Origin of the sequence: Larkinella sp. C7 (assembly GCF_006149005.1) — a bacterium.
Taxonomy (GTDB): domain Bacteria; phylum Bacteroidota; class Bacteroidia; order Cytophagales; family Spirosomataceae; genus Larkinella.
This window is the reverse complement of the sequence record NZ_VBSL01000010.1, coordinates 102,675-120,603: the sequence shown is the minus strand read 5'-3', so window position 1 is coordinate 120,603 and position 17,929 is coordinate 102,675. Positions and strand designations below refer to the sequence as shown.

12 protein-coding genes are annotated in these 17,929 nt (G+C 54.0%); 8 read left to right on the top strand and 4 right to left on the bottom strand.

Annotated features, from left to right (window positions below; translation table 11 throughout):
• Positions 1 to 18 precede the first annotated feature (18 nt).
• From FH871_RS22555 to FH871_RS22540, 4 genes are all read left to right on the top strand, one after another.
• Positions 19 to 4,170, top strand: coding sequence for a hybrid sensor histidine kinase/response regulator transcription factor (locus FH871_RS22555; protein WP_138993695.1), 4,152 nt, complete (start codon positions 19 to 21; stop codon positions 4,168 to 4,170).
• Between the two features lie 86 nt (positions 4,171 to 4,256).
• Positions 4,257 to 4,550, top strand: a complete 294-nt coding sequence (locus FH871_RS22550) for a type II toxin-antitoxin system HigB family toxin (RefSeq protein ID WP_138993694.1) — start codon at positions 4,257 to 4,259, stop codon at positions 4,548 to 4,550.
• 11 nt (positions 4,551 to 4,561) lie between these two features.
• Complete coding sequence (locus FH871_RS22545) at positions 4,562 to 4,948, top strand: helix-turn-helix domain-containing protein (RefSeq protein ID WP_138993693.1); 387 nt, start codon at positions 4,562 to 4,564, stop codon at positions 4,946 to 4,948.
• 176 nt (positions 4,949 to 5,124) lie between these two features.
• Positions 5,125 to 6,552, top strand: coding sequence for a sodium:alanine symporter family protein (locus FH871_RS22540; RefSeq protein ID WP_138993692.1), 1,428 nt, complete (start codon positions 5,125 to 5,127; stop codon positions 6,550 to 6,552).
• A 19-nt stretch (positions 6,553 to 6,571) separates the two neighbouring features.
• On the opposite strand, the gene FH871_RS22535 is transcribed toward FH871_RS22540, so the two are convergent.
• A complete protein-coding gene (locus FH871_RS22535; RefSeq protein WP_138993691.1) occupies positions 6,572 to 7,774 on the bottom strand; it encodes a glycoside hydrolase family 88 protein in 1,203 nt (400 codons plus the stop codon).
• A 13-nt stretch (positions 7,775 to 7,787) separates the two neighbouring features.
• Positions 7,788 to 8,960 (bottom strand): alginate lyase family protein, encoded by a 1,173-nt coding sequence (locus FH871_RS22530; protein ID WP_138993690.1) that lies wholly within the window; start codon positions 8,958 to 8,960, stop codon positions 7,788 to 7,790.
• A gap of 427 nt (positions 8,961 to 9,387) precedes the next feature.
• Between FH871_RS22530 and FH871_RS22525 the strand changes: the two genes are divergently transcribed.
• A complete protein-coding gene (locus FH871_RS22525; protein ID WP_138993689.1) occupies positions 9,388 to 12,432 on the top strand; it encodes a TonB-dependent receptor in 3,045 nt (1,014 codons plus the stop codon).
• 26 nt (positions 12,433 to 12,458) lie between these two features.
• Positions 12,459 to 13,898 (top strand): RagB/SusD family nutrient uptake outer membrane protein, encoded by a 1,440-nt coding sequence (locus tag FH871_RS22520; RefSeq protein WP_138993688.1) that lies wholly within the window; start codon positions 12,459 to 12,461, stop codon positions 13,896 to 13,898.
• Between the two features lie 229 nt (positions 13,899 to 14,127).
• On the opposite strand, the gene FH871_RS22515 is transcribed toward FH871_RS22520, so the two are convergent.
• Positions 14,128 to 14,904: a hypothetical protein gene (locus FH871_RS22515; protein ID WP_229317493.1), complete on the bottom strand. Its 777-nt coding sequence runs from the start codon at positions 14,902 to 14,904 to the stop codon at positions 14,128 to 14,130.
• Positions 14,905 to 14,974: 70 nt separating this feature from the next.
• Entirely contained in the window at positions 14,975 to 16,408 is a 1,434-nt protein-coding gene (locus FH871_RS22510; RefSeq protein ID WP_171062918.1) for a nucleoside hydrolase-like domain-containing protein, read from the bottom strand.
• A gap of 226 nt (positions 16,409 to 16,634) precedes the next feature.
• Here FH871_RS22510 and FH871_RS22505 point away from each other — a divergent pair, with 226 nt between their 5' ends.
• Together FH871_RS22505 and FH871_RS22500 are read left to right on the top strand one after the other, a co-directional pair.
• Positions 16,635 to 16,961 carry a helix-turn-helix transcriptional regulator gene (locus tag FH871_RS22505; protein ID WP_138993686.1) on the top strand — a complete coding sequence of 109 codons (327 nt, stop codon included), beginning with the start codon at positions 16,635 to 16,637 and terminating at the stop codon, positions 16,959 to 16,961.
• Between the two features lie 69 nt (positions 16,962 to 17,030).
• Entirely contained in the window at positions 17,031 to 17,918 is an 888-nt protein-coding gene (locus tag FH871_RS22500) for an arsenite methyltransferase (RefSeq protein WP_138993685.1), read from the top strand.
• The last annotated feature ends 11 nt before the right edge of the window (positions 17,919 to 17,929 follow it).

The window sequence follows — 17,929 nt, the reverse complement described above, 5'->3', positions numbered from 1 at the left end:
TGGTTTAAGATTGCGAAGATGACTCATCACAAACTCCGCGTCCGGTTCTGGCTGGGCGTTCTCTATACATTTCTTCTGGTACCGGCTGCCATCGGGCAAACGTTCAGCCACCTCAGTGTGGAAGAAGGCTTGTCGCAAAGCAGTGTGTATGCTATTACGCAGGATCCCAGCGGATTCATGTGGTTTGGCACCCGCGACGGGCTGAACCGCTACGATTCCCGCCGGGTGGTGGTCTACAAAAACCAGAACGGCAATCCGCGCAGCCTGGCTTCCAATACGATCAACAGCCTGCTGGTGGATAAAAAAGGGCGGCTTTGGGTCGGCACCACGAAAGGCTTGTGTTTGTTCCGGCCCGATCGGGATGATTTTCAGCGGTTTTCGTTCAACGATTCCCAGGATTCCACGATCATCAGTCTGGCGGAAGACAGCCGTGGCAACCTCTGGGTTGCCACGTTTCACGGATTATACCGCTTGCAGGCCGACCAATCCCGGCAGTTTGAGCCGCTGGCAAACCTGACAGAAAACCGTCTGGAGCTGAAAAACCGGCAAGTTCGAACCCTCTTCGAAGACCGTAACCGCAACCTCTGGGTCGGCACATCGGGCGGTTTGGTGCAACTCCGCCCGATGCCTTCTGGAAAATTTCAACTGACGCATCATTTCCTGGAAACCACCGACGCGGTCTATCACAACGCCTTCAACAGCATCAACGCCATGGGCGAAGACCGGGCCGGACGGCTCTGGCTGGGCACCGAACGGCACGGTATTGCGCTGTTTGACAAGCCATCGAAACGCGTTGTTTCGTGGAATACGGCACCCGGACTGGACCTGAGCACCCAAACCATCCGAACGATTCAGGCTGACGGGAAAAACAATTTCTGGGTGGGAACCATGTCGGGACTGCACATTGTGGCGCAGGATGGCAGCCGGTTTCGAACCCTGACCAATCAACCCACCGACCCTGGTTCGCTGAGCGACAACTCGGTGCGCTCCATTTTCCGCGACCGGGATGGCTCGGTCTGGGTCGGGTCTTATTACGGGGGCGTCGATCTCTACAGTCCGCTGGCCCGGCAGTTTGGGTCCTACCGCCCGATCGGTCGCGAGGGTGGAATGCCGTTTAAAATTGCGGGGCCGATGTTGCCCGCCAGCGCATCGAATCAACTCTGGCTCGGCACCGAAGACCGGGGGCTGTTTCTGCTCAATGCCGATAAAACCGTTGCCCGGCAATACGTCCATAATCCGAAAAACAACCAATCCTTGTCCAACGACAAGGTCAAATGCCTGCTGGCCGATGGACCAAACGGCTTGTGGATCGGCACGTTGCAGGGGTTGAATTACCTGGATTTGCGCCGACAAACCATCACCCGGTATTTGCACGAACCCAACAACCCGCGTTCGTTACCGAACGATCGCATTTACGACCTGAAACGGGATGCCGAAGGAACGCTCTGGATTGTGACGAACCTGGGCGGTTTATGCCGGTTTGAGCCTGAAAATCAATCTTTTGTGCAGTTGGGGCATCGGGCCGATCAGCCTCATTCGCTCAGTTCCAACAACGCAATGAGTTTGCTCATCGATAGCCGTCAACAGGTGTGGGTCGGCACCACCAACGGCCTCAACCGGAAGGTGCCGGGTCGGGATGCTTTTGTTCAGTATGTGCATCGTGACACGGATTCGACCTCGATCAGCAGCAGCCACATTACCTGTTTTCTGGAAGACCGGCAACACCGGCTCTGGATCGGCACGCGCGACGGCGGTCTGAACCGGATGCTTCCCGACAACCGCTCATTCCGGCACTACACGATGGCGCAGGGATTACCCAGCAACACCGTTTTCGGGATTCGTGAGGATCAACAGGGGCGTTTGTGGATCAGCACCGACAATGGCCTGGCCCAACTTGATCCCGACCGGTCGAAAATCATTTCCTACAACAAACACGACGGGCTGGTGTGCAAGGAGTTTACCTCCAATTCAACGCATCTGGACGCGAACGGTTATTTTTATTTTGGGGGATACGACGGCATTGTCTATTTTCACCCCGACAGCATTCGTCGGAACACCGCCCCGCCCCGGCTGGCGTTCACCCAGTTGCGGCTGTTCAACGAGCCGGTTACGAGCCTTTCATCCGCTGGCATCGACTACGAACAGGGGCTTACGTTTACGCATCAACAGAATGTTTTTTCGCTGGATTTTGCGGCTTTCAATTACATCAATTCCTTCAAAAACCGGTATGCATACCGGTTGAAAGGTTTCGATAAAGGCTGGAATTATGTGAACGAACCCCGCGCGATGTACATGAATCTGGCTCCCGGTGCGTATGTGTTGCAGGTAAAAGGGGCCAACAACGACGGCATCTGGAACCCCCGGCCGCTGGAACTGACCATTACGGTTTTGCCGCCGATCTGGAAAACCGTCTGGGCGTATATCCTTTATGCGCTGATTTTTATGGGGTTGCTGGGGCTCTGGTCGCGGTTTAACCGAAACCGGCTTCGGCTGGCGCACGAACTGGAGGTAGAGCACATCGAAAAAGCCCGGCAGCAGGAGCTTCACCAGACCAAACTGAACTTCTTTACGGAAATTGCCCACGAAATCCGGACGCCGTTGACGCTGGTGATGGGACCGCTGGAGGTTCTGACCACCCACCGGACCGACGATGCTTTTCTGCAAAAACAACTGGCCATCATGCGGGGCAGCACCGACCGGCTGCTGCGGCTTTTGAACCAGCTTCTCGATTTCAGAAAGCACGAAACCGGGCACGTCCGGTTGCAAAAACGGCAGACGGATCTGGTGGTTTTTCTGGAAAAAATCACGGACTCGTTTCAGGAACACGCCCGCTCTCGTCAGGTTGTCCTGCTCAATGAATCGGAAGTGACCGCCCTGCCGGTTTGGATCGACGCCGGGGAAATGGAGAAGGTGATCTACAACCTGCTGCTGAATGCATTTAAATTTACCCCGGCGGGCGGCACCATTTCCGTGCGGTTGCAACAGGATTTTGGCGCGTCGGACGCGGCCAATCGGGCGGTTATTACCGTTGAAGACACGGGCAGCGGCATTCCGGCGGAAGAGCTGGACCCTATTTTTAACCCGTTTTACCAAGTCAACCGCTCCAAAACGCGGGATTCCGGTTTTGGGCTGGGGTTGGCGCTCAGCAAAAGCATTGTCGATCAGCACCAGGGCCAGATCGCGGTCGAGAGCCGGGAGCAGGTGTGGCAAACGGCTGGTTTTACGCGCTTTACGATCACCCTTCCCGTCGGCCTGCCGGGCCAATTCGAACCGGTGCCAACTGACGTGCCGCCAGAACCGGACTTTCAGGTACTTCGGCCAGCGGCTTTGATCGTGGCCCAGGAAAGTGCAATGGATTTGGAAGCAGTATCGCTTTCCGGCAAAAAACTTGTTCTGGTGGTGGAAGATCAGGACGACATCCGGGCTTACATCCGGGATTTGCTGGCCGACACTGCCCAGGTGATCGAAGCGGCTGACGGGCTGACGGCGTGGGAAAAAGCATCGCAGGTGTTGCCCGATCTGATCATTACCGACGTTGCCATGCCGGCGATGGACGGTTTTGCCCTGACGCACCGCATCAAATCCGATCCGCGCACCAGCCACATTCCGGTCATTATGCTGACGGCCAAAGGCACGACCGATGATCAGTTGGTGGGGCTGCAAACCGGTGCCGACGACTACGTGACCAAGCCCTTTCACCCGGTTTTGCTCCAGGCCCGGGTTCGCAACCTGCTGTTGCTGCGGGAGCAGTTGCGGGCCAAATACCACCGGATCGTGACGCTGCAACCGCAAGTGCAGCAACTGGATCACCCCGACGATAAATTCCTCAACCAACTGATGACGGTTCTGGACGCGCACCTCAGCGATGCCGATTTCAACGTGACCAGTCTGGTGGGCGAAATGGGCATGAGCCGCCCGGTTTTGTTCCGCAAAGTGAAAATGCTGACCGGTTTGTCGGTGATCGACCTGTTGCGAACCACGCGGCTGAAAAAAGCGGAGAACCTGCTGAAACAGAAGAAAGCCAGCGTGTCGGAAATCGCCTTTGCCGTCGGTTTCAGCGACCCCCGGTATTTCAGCCGGGCGTTCCGCGCCCAGTTTGGTGTCACGCCGACGGAGTATAGCCATCAGGTGGGTGAGTCGGCGTCTGAATTCACAAGATTGATCGTGTAAGTTGATAGTGTCTTACAAATTATGTAAATTTATGGCTGATTTTGTAATTTCTTACAACCGATTCCTGTTACCCGTCTAGAGGCATAATGGTCATTATTAGTAAGACAATTCTGAATGAGTTTGGCCAGAGGCATGCCGATTCGATAGGTGCTTTGAATGAGTGGTACACTGTAGTAAAAGCCTCCGATTGGAATAGCCTGGCCGATCTGAAGCAAACATTCAATTCAGTGGATTACGTAGATAATGATCGCTATGTATTTAATATTCGAGGTAACCGGTATCGTATTGTTGCCATGATTTTTTTCGACAAACGGACTGTATTTATCCGCTTTGTTGGCACTCATACTGAATACGACAGAATAGACTGTTCAACGATCTGAACGATAGCACTATGAACGCGCCCAAAAACGAAACGGATTACAGGGAGTTGATGAACCATATCGAAACTTTTTTGCAAAAAGCCACGATCGGTAAAGGCTTCGCCAGTCTAACGCCTGAAGAGGCTGACCAATTGGCTCAGTTATCCCAAATGGCGGAAGCCTACGAAGATCGTATTCCGCTGATGCCTATCAAAATGCCTCAATCGTTGGTTGAGATGATTGAGTTCAAGATGTACGAAAAAAAACTCAAACAACGGGATATGGCCCATTTGCTGGAAATACCGGAAACGCGTTTGTCAGAAATCATTCGAGGTAAACGCCGGATTTCACTGGATGTTGCGAAGCGTTTATACACGAAGTTTGATATTGACCCGGCGTTTATTCTCCACCATGCTTAATTACTTTACCGGGTTTTATAAATAAAAAAGGTTAAAATAAAAGATCATAAGTGGGTTTGGTTATTTCTTCAAAACTCCCTGTAATCGGAGCAAAATTTAGCTTTTTTGAGGCATTGTGGAAGAATGCCCCTTTCTTTGCAAGCTAACATCCTATTCCAACCCACCTCGTACCTTTCATGGAAAACCTTGTCAATGCCATTAATGACATTATCTGGAGTAATGCGCTGATCATCCTGTGCCTCGGCGTTGGTGTATATTTTTCAATCATCACCCGGTTTTTACAGGTACGCTACCTCAAAGACATGGTTCAGTTGCTGTTTGGTGGCAAATCATCAGCAAAAGGGGTCAGTTCCTTTCAGGCCTTTGCCATTGCCATTTCGGGACGGGTCGGAACCGGAAATATTGCCGGTGTTGCCACGGCCATCGCCATGGGCGGACCGGGCGCGGTCTTCTGGATGTGGACCATCGCGTTTTTAGGGGCAGCATCGGCTTTTATCGAAGCTACGCTGGGTCAGATTTACAAGCAGGTGAAAGATGGTCAATACCGGGGTGGACCAGCCTATTACATCGAAAAAGGATTGGGAATTCAATGGTATGCAACGCTGTTTGCTATCGCAACGGTTCTCAGTACCGCCTTATTTTTGCCCGGCGTTCAAAGCAACAGCATTGCCATCAGTGCCCAAAATGCGTTTCAAATCCCGGTGGCCGTTACCGGTGGCATTGTAACGCTCCTGTTGAGTCTGATCATCTTTGGTGGCGTAAAACGCATTGGGAAAGTGGCCGAAATTGTCGTTCCGTTTATGGCCGGGGCCTACATTCTGATGGCCGTTATCATCATTGTCATGAACATTACCGAAGTCCCCTCGGTGATGAGCCTTATCGTTCGGTCGGCGTTTGATCTGGAACCGCTCTACAGTGGCGTTTTCGGCATGGCTGTGGCCTGGGGTGTAAAAAGAGGCATCTATTCCAATGAAGCCGGTCAGGGAACGGCCCCGCACGCAGCCGCAGCCGCCGAAACCAGCCATCCCGCCAAACAGGGACTGGTGCAGGCATTTTCGGTGTATGTCGATACGCTGTTCGTTTGTACCGCCACCGCCTTCATGATTTTATTCACGGGCCAATACAATGTTGTGAATCCGAAAGGCGGGTTTCTGGTCGAAAACATCCCCGGCGCGGCCATTGGGGGTGAATACACCCAAATGGCCATCAACACCCACTTCCCGTCGTTTGGGGGTGGTTTTGTGGCGGTATCGTTGTTTTTCTTCGCGTTTACCACCATTATGGCCTACTACTACATCGCAGAAACGAATTTGAGCTACCTGGACCAGAAAAAGAACAGCAAAAGTCTGTTGCTGGCACTTCGCATTCTGATTCTGGGTGCCACCTTTTACGGGTCAGTCAAAACGGCGGCTCTGGCCTGGACGCTGGGCGACATCGGCGTAGGCATCATGGCCTGGCTCAATGTCATTGCCATCGTTCTCCTGCGAAAACCGGCGTTGCTGGCCTTGAAAGACTACCAGGCTCAGAAAAAAGCGGGGAAAGATCCCGTTTTCAATCCGAGGGAACTGGGTATTAAAAACGCCGATGAATGGGAGAAGTCCTGAAAAGACGACGGTTCCGGTTTCAGAACAGCGGTTTTTTCTCGTTCAGCTTCTTCGCCCGTAGCAACGCTTCCAGGTAATAGTAATCGGCATAAACCAGCGGCACATCCCGCTCGAACGTCTTCGCACCCGTGCTGTGCAGGAGCAGAAAACCGTGGTTTTTCCCAACCGGCGAAGCATAACTTTTTGACAAACTGGTGATGACCTGATCGGCTTTGGCGCGGTAGTGTGCGTTCCTTAAACCGTAGGTACTCAGTTCGTACAAGGCCGAAGCCATCACCGCTGCCGCCGACACATCGCGCAGCTCGTTCGGAATGCCCGGCGCATCATAGTCGTAATATGGCACCAGATCGGCGGGCATCCGGGGGTGATCGAGCATAAACCGGGCAATGGCTTCGGCCTGTTTCAGAAACTGCGGATCTTTGGTTTCGCGGTAACAAAGCGTATAGCCGTACAATCCCCAGGCTTGGCCCCGCGACCAGGCCGACGCGTCGTTGAAACCCTGGTGCGTATTTTTCTTCAAAACTTTCCCGGTCAGCGTGTCATAATCGACCACGTGAAAGGAACTGTGATCGGGGCGGTAATGGTTTTTCAGCGTCGTTTTGGCGTGCGTAACCGCTATTTTGTAGAAACTCGAATCGCCCGTCAGGCGGGTGGCCGCAAACAGCAATTCCAGATTCATCATGTTGTCGATGATCACCGGACACTGCCAGACCTCTTTGTGGTGATCCCACGACCGGATGATACCGGCCGTCGGTTTAAACCGTTTGCTCAACGATTTTGCTCCCTGAATAATGACCTCGCGGTATGCCGGATCGCGCGTCAATCGAAAACCGTTGCCGTAGCTGCAATAGATTTTGAAACCCATGTCGTGCGTGCCGGCATTCATCTTCTCGGCTTCCAGGTTGGCCGTGTAGAACCGGGCCTGGGTGGCCCATTCTTTTTTACCGGTAAATTCGTAGAGGTACCACAGTTCGCCGGGGAAAAAACCGCTCGTCCAGTCGCGGGCGGGAACAAGCTGCAACGCACCGGCGTCATTTAACGTTCGGGGCGAGACCAAAAGCGGTTTGTTGTTGCCCGCTTTTTTATCGGCAGCGGCTACTTCGCTCAGCATCAGCCGGGTTTGCTGTTCTGCCTGGTCGAACAGGGATTTGATCAGGGTGTTGGGAACGAAACCGGTCAGCAGACCCAGTAACGCCAGTAGTGAGATGGGGACTTTTTTCATAGATACGGGGACATTAAAGCCAAATGACAGGATTGCGAATGGGCAGGTTCCGCAGCACTTCCTCAACCTGCGGACGATGTTCCAGTTTTTGCCAGGTTGCCAGCCAGGCCGGTTGGTCGAAAGCCACGGCCCCAAACACCAGAAACGGATGCGCCACCGGCCACTCGTTCCAGTACATGACATCGGGTTTGAGCGGCCAACTCGCTTTATTCTGCACAAACGGAACCAGATACGAAATGCCTTTACGAATACCGCGTCCGTCGGCAGTCTGGTACGTCCAGAGGTTGTCGGTTTTGGTGGATAAGATCTGACAGATCGTCGTCATGGCATCGAGGTTGAACAACGAATACCCATACGGTTTGGTCCGGCGAAGTTCCAGCGGAAAGCTGCCATCGACGGCCATTTGATCGGGGAGCAGCACGGTTTTGTAGCGGTTTCGGCAGAACGCCAGCAGCGAATCGTTGTTCGTGAGTTTGGCAAAAGCCGCCACCTGCATCACCCAGCAGGTGCCGTGGTTGTTCTTCGCATTCATTTCGTCTTTCCCGTACGGATGGGTCGTCAGCCAGGTCAGATAATCGGCAAACCATTGACGTACAGTCGCTACAGATCGTTTATCGCTGCTTTTGGCGGTTTCCATCACCCGCAATCCCTGCGCCACTTCCATCAGGTGAATGGTGTCGATGATGCCGATGCCCCGGCCCGTCGCCCGGCCTTTGATGGCCTGCGTGTAGAGCAACGACGGGTTCATGCGCGTGGCCGGATCGACAAACCAGGCGTTGAGGTGCCGGAAAGCCTGCCGGACGTAGGTTTCGTCGCGGGTGATGACGTAGGCAGAGGCCAGCGCCCCCACCACCCGGCTGAAGCGGATCATGGCCTGGCGGTGGGCCACAAAATTGTCGGGGTTGGTCATGCCGTCGCGCTGGACATAGGGCCCCTGCGGATTGGCGGAGTCGGGCCACCAGTAGTCGCCTTCCGAAAAGAAATCATGTTTGCCGCCCGCGCTCCGGGGTGAGGTTTGCGCCGTCACAGTGACGGGTTCCTGCTGCATGGCCCAGCGGGCTTCGGCCAGAACGGCGGACTTCAACGTGGACACAACGGTTTTCGGTGGGTTGGGCAACTGCCCATAAACCACCCCCGCCAGCCAGTGGCAGATCAAAACCGGGAAGAGAAGTAACCGTGTTTGCATCGGTATCACTTAAAAAGTACGGACTTGTCCGGCAACCCCAAAACCGGGGGTGTCAGCGCGAAGTCAGAGCAGGATCGAAAGCAAATATAGGAGAAAGGAGACGAGTACGACGATGGACCCGACTTCAGCAATGGATAGAATAAGTCTGTTTTTTCTCACAGGAATCGCTCCTACGTTTTGGAAGTGCAAGTTTAGTTACGTCCAACTTTTTCTTGATAACGTCTAGTGGTCAAATTGGTGGACAAATCGTTCAGGCCGATCAAAAACCGTTCAAAGAGGTGGACAAACCGTTCGATTTAGATTATTCCGACATTTTTTAGTCTCCTGACAATTAATATTGCTTCATGTTTAACCAATCAGCTTTGTCAACCCGATCAACTAGCATGTGGGCGTCGAGGGTACAACCTATTTTACAATTCTAAATCCTATGAAAAAAAACGGTACAAAAGCCAGCCGGTGGATCTGGTTCGCCCTGCTGGTGGGCCTGCAGTTTCCAATCCTGCTCATGGCGCAGCAAACCGCCCCGGTTTCGGGGAAAGTAACGGGAGCCAACGGTGAGGCCATTCCCGGAGCCAACGTGGTCGTGAAAGGAACGACCACCGGAACCTCCACCAATGCACAGGGTACATTTAGTTTGAACGCGCCGTCCAACGGCACGCTGGTCGTTTCGTCGCTGGGGTTTACTTCGCTCGAAGTGAACATCGGCGGTCGGAGCCAGCTTACGATTACGCTGGCCGAAGACCAGAAAGCGCTGGAAGAAGTCGTGGTGGTGGGCTACGGAACGCAGCGGAAAAGCGACGTAACGGGTTCGCTGTCGTCCGTTACGGCAAAAGACATCAAGTCTGTTCCGGTGACGGGTGTCGGGCAGGCGTTGCAGGGCCGGGCAGCCGGAGTGCAGGTAACGCAAGCATCCAACGCGCCGGGTGGTGGCGTAACGATTCGGATTCGCGGGGGTAACTCCATCAATGCCGGAAACGAGCCGCTCTACGTTATCGACGGTTTTCCGGTGTACAACGAAAGCGGAGCAAACCTGAACCCGAACGACATCGAATCGATGGAAATCCTGAAAGATGCGTCGGCGACGGCCATTTACGGGTCGCGTGGTGCTAATGGCGTGGTGCTGATTACGACCAAACGGGGTAAATCAGGCCAAAACCGCATCGAATTTGAGACCTACTACGGCATCCAGCAGGTACGCAAGAAACTGCCGATGCTGAATGCGACGCAATACGCGACGCTGGTGAACGAAGCCAACACCAATGCGGGCCGGGCACCGGTTTTCACGGATGCGCAAATCGCCGGTTTTGGCGAAGGCACCAACTGGCAGGATGAAATTTTCCGGGAAGCCCCGATTCAGAATTACCAGTTGACGGCGTCGGGCGGTTCCGACAAAACGCGCTATGCGGTTTCGGCCAACTACCTGAATCAGCAGGGTGTTATCATCAATTCCGAGTACGACCGGGCTTCATTCCGGTTCAATTTCGACCATAAAATCAACGACCGGTTCAACATCGGAACCAGCCTGAACGTGATCCGGAGCCGCAACAATGCCGTGCCGACGGACGCCGATGGTGGAACGAGCGGAACCGTCGTCTACAGTGCGCTGAACTTCTCGCCAACGCAGCCGGTTCGCAACCCGGACGGAACGCTGGTGGTTTTCAACACACCCGGCCGGATTCAGATCGGTAGCCCGGTGGCACAGGCACTGGGAACGTTCAACAAAACCGTTGGAACGCGGATGATCGGGAGCGTATTCGCCGATTACAAAATCATTCCCGGTCTGACGTTCCGGACGAGCTTCGGAGCCGATGTCAATTACTCCAAACGGAGTCTGTATCTGTCGCGCAATACCGCCACCGGTACGCAATTGAGCGGTCAGGCATCGATCATCAATACCCAATCGTCGACCTGGCTGAACGAAAACACGCTGACCTACAACAAAACGTTCGGTAGTGTTCATAACCTGACGTTTCTGGCGGGTTATACCATGCAGGGAAACCGGTTCGAGAGCGTCGAAGCGCGTTCGCAGGGATTTGCCAACGACATTCTGACCTACGAAAACCTGGGCTCGGCGTCAACGGCACTGGTGCCAGCGTCGTCGGCCAGCAACTGGCAGCTTAATTCGTATATCGGTCGCGCCAACTACGATTATGCCGGCAAATATTTGATGACGGCAACGGTTCGGGCCGATGGTTCATCCCGGTTTGGTGCCAGCAACAAATGGGCGGTTTTCCCGTCGGCTTCGGTGGCCTGGCGGTTGTCGGAAGAGGATTTCCTGAAAGGGAATAACGTGATCAACGACCTGAAACTGCGGGTAAGCTACGGCCTGAGCGGAAACCAGGAAATTACGCAATACCAATCCCTGGCGACGCTGGGAACGCAGAATGCCAACTTCAACAACACGGTTGTGATCGGCATCGGGCCGTCGCGCGTGGCCAACCCGGATTTGCGCTGGGAAACCACTGCGCAGTTCGATGTCGGTGTCGATGTGGGCGTTCTGAATAACCGCATCACGCTGACGGCGGATTATTACAACAAGAAAACGACTGATCTGCTGTTGTCGGTGCCGCTGCCTTATGTTTCGGGCTATGCGTCGGCTCTCCAAAACCTGGGAAGTATCCGGAATCAGGGGGTCGAACTGGGCATCAATTCCACCAATTTGACGGGTGCGTTCAAGTGGACGACGGCTTTCAACATTGCGGCTAACCGCAACGAAGTGCTCAATCTGGGCGATCAGACGGAATTTGCATCGGGCGATGCCAGCGGTCACCTCCAGCTTCCGAACTCCGGACTGGTGCGGGTGGGCGAGCAGATTGGCCTGTTCTACGGTTATAAAACGGACGGTATTTTTCAGACGCAGGCCGAAGTTGATGGATCAGCGCAGAAAACCGCCAAACCCGGTGACCGGCGTTACGTCGATCAGAACGGCGACGGTGCCATCAACGCCAGCGACCGCGTGATTCTGGGATATGCCCAGCCGAAACTCTACGGTGGGTTGACCAATACGTTCTCTTACAAAGGCGTGGAACTGAGCATTTTCATGCAGGGAACATACGGCAACAGCATCTTCAACATCAACCGCTTTGAGCAGGAGTCGTTGACGGGGGTGAGCAACCAATCGACGGAAACGCTGAACCGCTGGACGCCGACGAATCCGAGCAACACCATTCCGCGCGCCAACGCCGTCGGCAATGCCTACGTGCTTTCGAGCCGCCAGATTGAAGATGGCTCGTATTTGCGGGTGAAAAACATCAATTTGTCGTACACCCTGCCGTCGTCGCTGGTCAGTAAAATCAAACTGTATAACGTGAAGGTCTACGTCAGTGCGCAGAACTGGATTACGTTCACCAAGTACAGCGGTTTTGATCCGGAAGTGAACCGGTTTGGACAAAGTACGCTGAGCCAGGGCAGCGACTACGGGAGCTATCCGGGCAATAAAATGATTCTGGCCGGTCTGAACATTGGACTCTAATCCGACCTTAAAATTCTTGTAAGATCATGAAAATCAATCATATCCTTGCTGTTGCCGCGTTGACTTTCGGGCTGGGAGCGTGTTCGCTGGAAGAAACGCCCCCGTCGTCGCTGGCTCCGGTCAATTTTTATACGAACGCCAACGATGCCACGGCGGCCGTCAATGCCGTCTATGACATTGCCAACCAGGTGGGCGACCAAAGCCGGAATTTCATCATCATGGGCGATTTGCCCTCGGATGATATGGACCCCCTGCTGAACAATGCCGACCGGGTTCAGCTCTGGAGTTTCCAGACCATTCCGACCAACAGTGTGGTGACGCAGAGCTGGCAGGTGATCTACCAGGGCGTCAACCGCGCCAACACCGCCATCGACCGGATTCCGGGCATTACGATGGACGAAACGCTGAAAAAGCGTCTGATCGGGGAAGCGAAATTCCTCCGGGCTTTCTATTCTTTTTACCTCGTGCGCTGGTATGGCGGGGTGCCGCTGATGCTGACCGAAACCCAATCGCTGAGTGCGGGGAAAGATGTGGCCCGGGCCAGTGCCGATGAGGTCTATACGCAAATCATCAAGGACCTGACCGAGGCCGAAACGTCGTTGCCGGACAAGTTTACGGGTGCCGATCTGGGTCGGGTTACCGCCGGGGCTGCCAAGTCGATGCTGGCGCGGGTGTACCTCACCAGGAAGGATTTTGCAAACGCGCGGGCCAAATCCAAGGAAGTGATCGACAATGCCGCCAAATATGGTTACGGTTTGTTTGATCGGTACATCGACGTGTTTGCCATTTCGAATAAAAACGGCAAAGAGTCGGTTTTCGAGATTCAGTTTGTGGGTGGCGGCAGTGGCCAGGGCAGCGGTATGGTGACGTATTTTGCGCCGGAAAACTCGCCCATCACGGGCCGGGGTTTCGGGTCGTTCATTCCGACGATGGATTTGTATAACAGCTTCCAAACCGGAGATAAGCGCAAAGAACTGTTCCTGAATTCGTATGTAAACGGAGCGGGCCAAACCGTCAATACCTTTCAGCACTTCAACAAATACGTCGATCCGTCGGCGCGGGCGTTTGGCGATGCCAACAACAACTTCCCCATCATCCGGTATGCCGATGTGTTGCTGATGTTTGCCGAAGCCGAAAATGAAATCAGCGGACCTACGGCTGCGGCTTTGGGCGCTATCAACCCCATTCGTCGCCGGGCTTACGGTTTTCCGTTGACCGGCGCTTCGACAGCCGACTTTACGGCGGCTTTAACCAAAGAAGCCTTCCGGCAGGCGATTTGGGACGAACGGCGCTGGGAGTTTAACGCCGAAGGACACCGCTGGTTTGATCTGGTGCGGACGGGCCGGTTGGTGCCACTGCTGAAAGCCAAAGGCAAAACCAGCATTACCGAAACGCATACGCTGTATCCGATTCCGCAGCGCGAACGGGATCTGAACCCGAATCTGACGCAGAATCCGGGGTATTGAAGCCAATTGATAAGCAGGGATTGCCCCGGAGGGGCTCCCTGTTCATAGAAAATAAGTACGAATAGGTGATAAGCTCCGGAGGAGCGTCCTTCTTATTTAGGACGCTCCTCCGGAGCTTATACATGACCGGATTGCTAACAGGTTATTGACAGAGGGCTCCGCTGGAGCCTGATCAATTCTGACTCACATGACCGAATTACATAGAAATTGTTCCTTCCAGCTAGCCGCTTCAAAACGAATAATTCACTCCCTTTGGCAACGCTTCCACCGCCAGTTTCATCCACTTTCCGTTGATTTTAATCACAACGATGTTGTGGTCTTTATCGTAGAAGATTGTTCCGTTTTCGCTGTTTTTCAACGCTTCATAATTGACGTGTTTCGCGTCTTCGGCGTAATTCGTTTCGGCATCCGCCGTCGGTTTTTCCACCAGAAGATTATCGCGGCCAATATTGCCTAACGTCAGCGCATTGGTCATTTTTAAAGAACCGTAAAAAACCGCTTTATCACGGCTGAACAGAAACGAGTGTTGCCGTACATCGGAGCCGATTTTAAACCAGTTATAAGCCGGTTCGTCGTGGTTATAAACCGTACTGTAATAGTAGAGTTCGGCGACCGGTTTTTCATCCTCAATATGTTTGTTCACCAGCATCGTAATGCGGGATTTGTCGTCTTTGGCGTAGCCTTCAAACACATGATAGCCCCAGCGTTTGCGGTTTCGCTCATTTTCGTTGCCCCGCACCTGAATCATGTACGGCGTACTCAGAATCCCGTTGACGGTCGTATACATCGGCGTGATTCGCGGATTGAAGCCAAAATTATACCCGCGTTCTTTCCAGCGGTTCCAGGTCGTGTCGATGTCGGATGAAATCTCTACCCGTTTGAAGGCCGATTGCTCCGAACCGGGAATGAGTTTCAGGTAGTCCGTACCATTCGTAACCGTGGAATTTTGGGCATTTGCGTAACTGAAAAAGAAGGTAAGAGCATACAGGATGACTGCGTTTTTCATACGGAATTAAAATTGGATGGATTGAAAACAGGATGAGAAAATGTACGTATAATTTTGTGCCGATGGAAATTTACCGCACGTGCAGCACAATGCGACGGTAGCGGCTGAGGGCCGGTTGACCGGAATCGGTTACGGTCAGGAGCAATGAAATGGATTGGTTCCGGGCTTCCTTCGCGGTCCGGCAACGCAGCCGGGCTGTTTGATCGCCCGCCAGAACAAAGCCTTTCGGCAGGGTTCCGGGGTAGATCTGCCAGTTGAACCGCAGGGACTGACCATCCGGATCGGTCGAGTTGCCGGCATCAAACTGCACGTCGGAACCGGCAGAGATGACCCTGGTAAGCGGTTGAAAAGCAGCGTCTCCGTCAATACGAACCTGGGGATGGTGGTTTGCTTGCCGGTACGGTCGGGTACACCACTGTAAACGGGCCTGGAAGTCGGCCTGCCAGGCGGGACGCCAGCGGTAAACCGAGGCCATATACGGTGTCGGATCGGTAGCGTAATCCGCAGTCGAATCAACCTGATCCTGGAAATAACCCGCAGGGCTTCGCTGGAATGTACCACCCCAGCCGCCCAGTTCCGGCTGTTCCGGCCCGTTCAATCCGTTGGGAACCAGGCTCAAAAAGGACGGCGAGTCGCCTTCTTTGATCCCTTTTACCCGACCAATCCGGGAACTCCAGATGTCACCTCCGGCATAATTTGGATACAACGCGCCGAGCGGACTGCCACTTTGCTGAATATGGGTGGCTACCCAGCCTGAATCAGCCAGCCGGGTGTTTCCGCCCCGGTACATACCCCTGAAGTTGTGGCGGTTCAGGATATAAAAAAGCGTCGGAAACTGCTGCCGGATCCAGGGGCCGGTGGCATCCTGATCCGCAATGGCGTGAATGCGTAGTTTACCAATAAAATCCTTTACGGCCTTTTCGGAACGGGTTTGTTGCACCTTCCAGAGCGCCTGCGCCAAATCGGCCGTACCACCCCAGGCACACACCCAAACCGGACGCGGATCGGGCCGATCGACAACCCGGATCAGCCATTCCGAGGCCTCGGTGTCACGACCGGCACCGACGCTCGTGGTTACCGGCACGTTCGGCCCGGCCAACAGCTGGCCGGATTTGACCAAACCGAGCAACCGGGCGGCTGGCGGGTAAGAGCGATCGTGTTGTAAAAGTGTGGGCTGAACCTTCCCGTAGGTTTCGATGACCTGCCGAATCAGATCCGGTTGCACCCGCTGGCCATGCCCCAAATTAGAAGAGGCAACCAGTCCCTCAATCTCTAATTCATTGGTATACAGCATCAATCGGATCAGCGACTGACCGTCGTCGGGTTCGCCAGTGCCAGCTTGTAGACTGGTGATGTCGGTTAAAATCAGAACGCGCGGCTTGTCCGGGCCGGTGCGGGGTTCCTGGAAGGGCTCCGTCCAGAAGCCACTGATTGCCAGTATGCCCCCTAAAGCGGTGATGCCGGTGATGAGCGCGAAAAATCTTTTTGTAGGCAGGGGGAGCATGGTATGAGCCGGTTTTAGGGTCGCATTGATCGGAAGATCAGGACACTGCATTGATCGCACCCGCTGTTAAAAGCATTCCGTATTTTTGTTTTACTACTTGTCGTTGTTCAGAAGCAACTGAAACGCAGCCCAGGACCGGGTAGAATTCACAAGCCCACAAATCCGACCATCAAAAAAAAAACTATCGTAATATTGCGATTAATAAAATGACTGGTACCTTTGCAACATGGGACTCACCAAAACCGAAATATTTTCTGACCAGCAAAACCGCATCGCCGATCTGGCCAAAGCCTTTGCTCATCCCGCCCGGGTGGCCATTCTGCAATTGCTGATTGCGAAAAAAGCCTGTGTATGTGGCGATCTGGTGGATGAATTGCCGCTGGCACAACCGACGGTTTCCCAGCATTTGAAAGAACTGAAACGCATTGGTCTCATCAAGGGAGAAATTGATCCGCCCCGGGTGTGCTACTGCATCAACGAAACCGTTTGGGAAGAAGCCCGGCAGGCGTTTGGTACCCTGCTGGATTCGTTCGTGCCCGCGACCTGTTGCTAAAACCAGCGTCGCTATTTTTTTACCTGAATCAATCGTAATATTACAATAAACAAATCAATAAACGTGAACATGGAAACTGCTGAACAACTAAAAGAAATCGTGCGCCAGACCTACAGTGCTATTGCCGAAGGGGGGCAGCCTGAAGCGGCTGGCTGCGGGTGTGGTCCTACGTCGTGCTGTGGCCCCTCGAATGACGTGCCCATCAACATGGCCGTTGGCTACGACGGATTGAACGGCTACGTAGCCGAAGCGGATCTGGGGCTGGGCTGTGGCCTGCCGACACAATTTGCGCAGATCAAACCCGGCGACGTGGTGGTGGATCTGGGTTCAGGAGCGGGCAACGACGGTTTTGTGGCCCGGGCCGAAACCGGCGAAACCGGCCGGGTGATTGGCCTGGACATGACGCCGGCCATGATCGACCGCGCCCGCCGGAACGCCAAAACACTGGGGTATAGCAACGTTGACTTCGTGTACGGCGACATCGAAGAAATGCCGCTGCCCGACAACCTGGCCGATGTGGTGGTGAGCAACTGCGTGATGAATCTGGTTCCCGACAAGCAGAAAGCGTTTTCCGAGACGTTCCGGATTTTGAAACCCGGTGGTCATTTCAGCATTTCGGATATTGTATTGAAAGGCGATTTGCCTGCGGGCGTCATCAAGGATGCCGAATTGTATGCGGGCTGTGTGTCGGGGGCTATCCAGAAAGATACCTATTTGCAGATTGTTCAGGAAGCCGGTTTTACCGGGATCAGCCTGCAAAAAGAACGCGAAATTGTTCTGCCCGACGAACTGCTGCAAAACTACCTGACTGCGGACGAAATTGCTGACTACCGCCAGCAGGACAAAGGTATTTACAGCGTTACGGTTTATGCCGAAAAACCTACCGCACCGGCTGTCGAATTGGCTCCGGCAGCGACCAGTGCCGCTTCCTGCTGCGGACCCGACTGCTGCAATTAGTATCTTTAGTT